Source organism: Bradyrhizobium sp. P5_C12, from assembly GCF_054049735.1.
Window position 1 is genome coordinate 111,550 of sequence record NZ_JBFULU010000024.1, and the last position, 7,134, is coordinate 118,683.

Sequence of the window (7,134 nt, forward strand, 5' to 3'; positions counted from 1 at the left end):
GATCGGGCCTTGTTTTTCGGAGCATCGCCATGCCCGTTGATTCCGCTCGTCTCGACACCCTGACCGCACTGTCCCGCAAGGCGCTGTGGCTGTCGTCCTGGACCATCCATCACGCCAACCATGTCCGCTCGAACGCGGACGGCCTCAAGGTCGGCGGCCATCAGGCCTCATCCGCCTCGCTCGCCACCATCATGTCGGCGCTGTATTTCCACGTGTTGAAACCTGAGGATCGCGTCGCGGTGAAGCCGCATGCGAGCCCGGTGTTCCACGCCATCCAGTATCTGTTCGGCCGGCAGACGCGCGAGAAGCTGGAGAATTTCCGCGGCTTCAAGGGCGCGCAGTCCTATCCCTCGCGCACCAAGGATATCGACGACGTCGATTTCTCGACCGGCTCGGTCGGCCTCGGCGTCGCGCAGACGCTGTTCGCCTCGCTGGTGCAGGACTACGTCAAGGCGCATGGCTGGATGAAGGATCGCCGCGAAGGGCGGATGATCGCGCTCGTCGGCGATGCCGAGATGGACGAGGGCAACATCTTCGAGGCGCTCGCGGAGGGCTGGAAGCACGGCCTGCGCAACACCTGGTGGGTGGTCGACTATAACCGCCAGTCGCTCGACGCCGTCGTGCGCGAAGGGCTCTGGGAAAAGTTCGAGACCATGTTCCGCAATTTCGGCTGGGACGTGGTGATCGTGAAATATGGCCGCCTGATGCGCGAGGCTTTTGCCGAGCCCGGCGGCGAGGCGCTGAAGCGCTGGATCGACAATTGCCCGAACGCGCTCTACGCGGCGCTGTGCTTCCAGGGCGGCGCGGCCTTCCGCAAGCATCTGCACGACGAGATCGGCGACCAGGGCCCGATCACCAAGCTGATCGACAAGCGCAGCGACGAGGAGCTGCTGGCGCTGATGTCGAATCTCGGCGGCCACGACATGGCGAGCATGCTGGAGGCCTTCGAATCCATCGACCACGACCGTCCGGTCTGCTTCATCGCCTACACCATCAAGGGCGTCGGCCTGCCGTTCCAGGGCCACAAGGACAACCATGCCGGCCTGATGACGGTCGCGCAGATGGAGAAATATCGCGAGAGCCAGAACATCCGCCCGGGCCACGAATGGGACAAGTACGAGGGCCTGGCGCAGGATGCCGCCGAGCTCGATGCCTTCCTCGCGCGCGTGCCGTTCAACCAGGACGGCCGCCGGCTGACCGCGCCCGTGGTCGAGGTGCCCCAGCAACTCGCCTTCAAGCCGTCGCCGCAGATGTCGACGCAGCAGGGCTTTGGCCTCGTCCTGAACGAAATCGCGCGCGCTGACAGCGAGCTGGCAAAACGCATCGTGACGACGTCGCCGGACGTGACCGTCTCGACCAATCTCGGTCCCTGGGTGAACCGGCGCGGCCTGTTCGCAAGCGCCGAAAAGGCGGACTTATTCCGCAGCGAGAAAATTCCCTCCACGTTCAACTGGGACGCCTCGCCGAAGGGCCAGCATCTCGAGCTCGGCATCGCCGAGATGAACCTGTTCATCATGCTCTCGGCGCTTGGCCTCTCGCACCAGATCAACGGCGAGCGGCTCTTGCCGGTCGGTACACTCTACGATCCCTTCATCGAGCGCGGTCTCGATGCACTGAACTACGCCTGCTACCAGGACGCGCGCTTCATGGTGGCGGCGACGCCGTCCGGCATTACGCTCGCGCCCGAGGGCGGCGCGCATCAGTCGATCGCGACGCCGCTGATCGGCATGGCGCAGGACGGGCTCGCCTCGTTCGAGCCGGCTTTCGTCGACGAGCTCGCCGTGATCATGGGCTGGGGGTTCAGCCACATGCAGCGCGATCCGGGCGAGGGCGGTTCCGTGTACCTGCGGCTCTCGACGCGCAGCATCGAGCAGGCGCAGCGGATCATGACGCCGGAGCTTCAGCAGGGCATCACCGACGGCGCCTATTGGCTGCGCAAGCCGGGCCCCAATGCCGAACTCGTGATCGCCTATACCGGCGCGGTGGCGCCCGAAGCGATCGAGGCGACCGGCTTCATCGGCGAGAGCCGGCGCGACATCGGCCTGCTCGCGATCACATCGGCCGACCGCCTGCATGCGGGATGGACCACCGCACGGAAATTGCGGCGTGACAGGCGCGGCGTGCAGCACCTCAGCCACATCGAGAAGCTGCTGGCGCCGCTGCCGCGCGACTGCGGCATCGTGACCGTGATCGACGGCCATCCGGCAGCGCTCGGCTGGCTCGGCAGCGTCCGCGGCCATCGCGTCGAGGCGCTCGGTGTCGAGCAGTTCGGCCAGACCGGCACCATCACCGACCTCTACCGCCACTACGGCCTGGACGCCAACGCCATCATCGATGCGGCCGAAAGCCTCACCACCGGCGCGCCGGTGCTGCATCGGAAGATGGCGGTCTAGTCGAGGTAACCGTGCTGTCATTCCGGGGCGATGCGAAGCATCGAACCCGGAATCTCGAGATTCCGGGTTCGCGCTGATGCGCGCCCCGGAATGACGGCGGAGCCACCTTGCCACGTTCCCGCCATCCGCTCATATAACCTCCGTCCGCCGCAACGCTGGCCCCGCATATGGCGGGTTCAATTGCCGGCGCTTTCGTGCAAGGATGCCTGCCGAAACGCCCCCTCCAAGCCCCCAAGAAGAGGTTAACGATGGTCAATCGCATGCAATTCTACATCGACGGCGCCTGGGTCGATCCCGCCGTCAAGAAGTCCACCGCCGTGGTCAATCCGGCGACGGAAGAGGCGATGTACGAGGTTGCGCTGGGCTCCAAGGCCGATGTCGACAAGGCGGTCGCCGCCGCCAAGCGCGCCTTTGCAACGTTCTCCCAGACCAGCCGCGACGAGCGCGTGGCGCTGCTCACGAAAGTCATCGAGGTCTACAAGGGCCGCCTCAAGGAGATCGGCGCCGCCGTCTCGGACGAAATGGGCGCGCCGCTGCCGATGGCCGAAAAACTCCAGGCCGGCGCCGGCCTCGGCCATCTCATGACCACGCTCGACGTGCTCAAGAACTATCATTTCGAGGAACCGGTCGGCACCGCCATGGTGCTGCGTGAGCCGGTCGGCGTGGTCGGCATGATCACCCCCTGGAACTGGCCGCTCAACCAGATCGCCTGCAAGGTTGCGCCCGCGCTCGCCGCCGGCTGCACCATGATCCTGAAGCCGTCGGAGTTTACGCCGACCTCGGCGCTGATCTTCGCGGAAATCCTCCACGAAGCCGGCGTGCCGAAGGGCGTGTTCAACCTCGTCAACGGTCTCGGCCCCGAGGTCGGTGCCGCCATGAGCGAGCATCCCGATATCGACATGATCTCGTTCACCGGCTCGACCCGCGCCGGCATCGACGTTGCCAAGCGCGCTGCGCCGACCGTGAAGCGCGTCAGCCAGGAGCTCGGCGGCAAGTCGCCGAACGTCATCCTCGAAGGCGCCGACCTCACGAAGGCGGTGACCGGCGGCGTGATGCACATGTTCAACAACTCCGGCCAGTCCTGCAACGCGCCCTCGCGCATGATCGTGCCGCTGTCGAAGATGAAGGAAGTCGCCGCGATCGCGAAGGCTGTCGCCGACAAGACCAAGGCCGGTGATCCCCGCGCCGAAGGCACCAGCATCGGCCCCGTGGTCAACCGCGGCCAGTGGGACAAGATCCAGGCGCTGATCAAGAAGGGCATCGACGAGGGCGCTACCCTCGTCGCCGGCGGCCCGGGCCTGCCCGAGGGCGTCAACAAGGGCTTCTATGTCCGTCCGACCATCTTCGCCGATGTCACTCCTGACATGACGATCGCGCGCGAGGAGATCTTCGGACCGGTGCTGACCATCCTCGGCGCCAAGGATGAAGCCGAGGCCGTGCACATCGCCAACGACACGCCCTACGGCCTCGCGGGCTATGTCTCGGGCGCTTCGGTCGAGGACGCCAAGCGCGTCGGCCGCCAGATCCGCGCCGGCAACGTCAACCTGCAAGGCGTGCCCAACGACCGCACCGCGCCGTTCGGCGGCTACAAGCAGTCCGGCAACGGCCGCGAGTGGGGCAAGTACGGCCTCGAGGATTTCCTCGAAGTGAAGGCGGTTGCGGGCTTCAACGCGGCGTAAGGCTTATCGCCTGAACAATGATGACGCCGGAGCGGGAAGCCGCTCCGGCGTTTTTCGTTTGTCCGTCGTCATTGCGAGGAGCTCTTGCGACGAAGCAATCCAGACTATCTCCGCGGAAAGACTCTGGATTGCTTCGCTTCGCTCGCAATGACGGAGGAGGGATCCTGTAGGGTGGGCAAAGGAGCGCTCTTCGCGCGACGTGCCCACCACTGCGCGACGAACCGGAAATGGTGGGCACGCTTCGCTTTGTCCACCCTACGAGACTGTGCTCACATCGGGAAAGAATCCTAGCCCGCATGGAGCGAAGCGTAATGCGGGGGACAGTTTCCCGGATTGCGCTTCGCTCCATCCGGGCTACGGGAAGCAGCGCCTATCCGCCCAACGCACCTTGCGTGTTGACATACAGCGCGTAGATCGACTGGCTCGCCGCCATGAACAGCCGGTTGCGCTGGACGCCGCCGAAGCAGAGATTGGCGCAGCGTTCGGGCAGCGCGATGCGGCCGATCATGACGCCGTCGGGCGCGAACACGACCACGCCGTCGAGCTCGGGATCGCCCATGCCCCAGCCGCACCAGAGATTGCCGTCGATGTCGCAGCGCATGCCGTCCGGCGTGCCCGGACCCGCGTCGATGAAAACGCGCTTGTTCGAAATCGTGGTGCCGTCCGCCGAGACGTCATAGGCGAGGATTTTTCGGTTCGGTTGCCCACGCGATTCCACGACGTACAAAATCTTCTCATCAGGCGAGAAGCACAGTCCGTTCGGCCCGAGCACGCCCTCGGCAACGATGGTCGCCTTGCCGGTCGAAGGATCGAGCCGGTAGACGTTCGGGTTGATCTCGGGCTCGGCCTTGTAGCCCTCGTAATTGCCGAGCAGGCCGAAGGTCGGATCGGTGAACCAGATCGCGCCGTCGGATTTTACGACAACGTCGTTGGGCGAGTTGAGCTTCTTGCCGCCGAACGAATCCATCAGCACCGTGATGCTGCCGTCATACTCGGTGCGGGTCACGCGTCGCCCGCCATGCTCGCAGGTGACGAGACGGCCCTGGCGATCCCGGGTATTGCCGTTGGCAAAGTTGGAAGGCTTGCGGAAGACCGAGACCGCACCGGTCTCTTCCTCCCATTTGATGATGCGCTGGTTCGGGATATCGCTGCACAGGAGATAGCGTCCGTCGCCGAACCAGACCGGACCCTCGGCCCAGCGCAGGCCGGTCGCCAGCCGCTCCACCGCCGAAAGTTTTAGCCAGTATTTTTCGAAGCGGGGGTCCAGTGCTTTTATCGCCGGATCGGGGTAATAGGTCGCCGGCCGCCAGCCTTGCGGCGATCCTTGGGTGTGGGACGATGCATCGTTCATGTGCAATTCTCGTTGTTGCGTTCCCTCTGTCCAAGTCTGCTAGCATCAGTTATCTACGGCCGCAAATCGGTCACCACAGGCGAGGGAAGACATGCCGCGTATTTTGATGACGGGAGCTTCGGGCGGAATCGGCACGAGCCTGCGAAAACTGCTGCCGCCGATCTATCCGGATCTCCTGCTCTCCGACATCAAGCCTCCCGCCGATCTCGGCGCGAACGAAAAATTCAAGGCGGCGGATCTCGCCGATCTCGCGCAGTGCGAGACGATCTGCGAGGGCGTCGACGGCATCATCCATTTCGGCGGCTATTCGGTCGAAGGCACCTGGGACCAAATCCTCCAGGCCAACATCATCGGCGGCTACAATCTGTTCGAGGCCGCCTACCGCAAGGGCGTCAAGCGCGTGGTGTTCGCCTCGTCCAACCACGCCGTCGGCTTTTATCCCCGCCACCACAAGATCGGGACCGACGTCACCCCGCGCCCCGACGGCCGTTATGGCGTCAGCAAGGTGTTCGGCGAGGCCGTCGGTGCGCTCTACGCCGACAAGCACGGCCTGAAGGTGACGTGCCTGCGCATCGGCAATTTCGGCGACATGCCGCTCGACCAGCGCCGGCTCTCGATCTGGCTGAAGCCCGACGACCTCGTGCAGCTCTGCCGCATCGGGCTCGAACATCCCGACATCCATTTCGAGGTGTTCTACGGCGCCTCGCTCAACGAGCGCGCCTGGTGGGACAACCACCGCGCTTACGAGTTCGGCTACCGCCCGACGGGACGCGCCGAGGATTTCCGCGAGCACGCGATGGCGGAGCAGGCGAAGCTCAAGGCGGACCCGGTCGGCGACCACTACCAGGGCGGCGCATTCTGCAGCAACGAGTTCGACGGCGACGCGAGCCGCGTCATTGATTGGAACAAGCGGTAGGGGATGACGAGATAGCTTGAGCTGCCACCGCGACGCAGGTGTGCTCCCTCGCCCCGTTCTTACGGGGAGAGGGTCGGGGTGAGGGGAGTCTCCACGGGGACGGTGACAGTCGGACTCGCGGAGCGTCCCCCTCACCCGGAATTCCCGCTTTCAGCGCGAATTCCGGCCTCTCCCCGCACGCGGGGAGAGGCGAAGGCAAGCCGCCCCTCGATTGCGTCGCGCCAACTAACCCTCGTCACGCGCGATCTGCCTAGACAACGCGTTTGCCGGCCTGGGCCGCGATCGGCCTCTGCACAAAATACATCAGGATCAGCGAAATCACCGCCGTGGTCACGACGACGTATCCCAGCCGGTCGAAATGCCGGAGCGTGCCGTCGGCGTCCTGGGCGATGAGCGCGGCGGCGAGCACGGAGCCGAGCCCGCCGGAGAGTTGTTGCAGCGAGGCGCCGACCGCGCTGAAGGAGCCGCGCTGTGTCGGCTCGGGGATTGCGGAAATCAACGCCTGCGATGGGATCATTCGTGAAAAGATGCCGACGAACATCAGGACGTTGACCAGGATCGCGACCGTCAGGCTCACCTGACCGAGATGCGTGTAGATCAGCACCATGACGATGGACATGGCGCTGCCGAAGACAAAGGTGGGATATTTGCCGAAGGCATCGCTGGCGCGTCCCACCAGCGGTCCGATGACGATGCTGAACAGGCCGGAGACGAGATAGATCGTCGGCAGATGAACGATGTCGATGCCGAGATTGTGCACCGTGTAGGCGCTGCCGAACGGCATCAGCATGTAGC

Annotated in this window: 5 protein-coding genes; 3 read left to right on the top strand and 2 right to left on the bottom strand. The window is 64.8% G+C overall.

The window, feature by feature from the left end; translation table 11 throughout:
• The first annotated feature begins 29 nt into the window (after positions 1-29).
• Positions 30-2,393 carry a transketolase gene (locus ACXJMY_RS21960; protein WP_456621431.1) on the top strand — a complete coding sequence of 788 codons (2,364 nt, stop codon included), beginning with the start codon at positions 30-32 and terminating at the stop codon, positions 2,391-2,393.
• Positions 2,394-2,641: 248 nt separating this feature from the next.
• On the top strand, positions 2,642-4,072 hold the full coding sequence (locus ACXJMY_RS21965) for an aldehyde dehydrogenase family protein (RefSeq protein ID WP_456621432.1): 1,431 nt from the start codon (positions 2,642-2,644) through the stop codon (positions 4,070-4,072).
• A gap of 370 nt (positions 4,073-4,442) precedes the next feature.
• On the opposite strand, the gene ACXJMY_RS21970 is transcribed toward ACXJMY_RS21965, so the two are convergent.
• Positions 4,443-5,423, bottom strand: coding sequence for an SMP-30/gluconolactonase/LRE family protein (locus ACXJMY_RS21970; RefSeq protein WP_456621433.1), 981 nt, complete (start codon positions 5,421-5,423; stop codon positions 4,443-4,445).
• A gap of 91 nt (positions 5,424-5,514) precedes the next feature.
• Between ACXJMY_RS21970 and ACXJMY_RS21975 the strand changes: the two genes are divergently transcribed.
• A complete protein-coding gene (locus tag ACXJMY_RS21975) occupies positions 5,515-6,339 on the top strand; it encodes an NAD-dependent epimerase/dehydratase family protein (RefSeq protein ID WP_456621434.1) in 825 nt (274 codons plus the stop codon).
• 250 nt (positions 6,340-6,589) lie between these two features.
• Here ACXJMY_RS21975 and ACXJMY_RS21980 read toward each other — a convergent pair.
• A partial coding sequence (locus ACXJMY_RS21980) for an MFS transporter (protein WP_456621435.1) occupies positions 6,590-7,134 on the bottom strand: 545 nt, incomplete at its 5' end.

Coding starts and splice junctions, on each gene's coding strand:
- ACXJMY_RS21975 (WP_456621434.1), top strand. CDS start 5,515: ATGCCGCGTATTTTGATGACGGGAGCTTCGGGCGGAATCGGCACGAGC.
- ACXJMY_RS21960 (WP_456621431.1), top strand. CDS start 30: ATGCCCGTTGATTCCGCTCGTCTCGACACCCTGACCGCACTGTCCCGC.
- ACXJMY_RS21965 (WP_456621432.1), top strand. CDS start 2,642: ATGGTCAATCGCATGCAATTCTACATCGACGGCGCCTGGGTCGATCCC.
- ACXJMY_RS21970 (WP_456621433.1), bottom strand. CDS start 5,423: ATGAACGATGCATCGTCCCACACCCAAGGATCGCCGCAAGGCTGGCGG.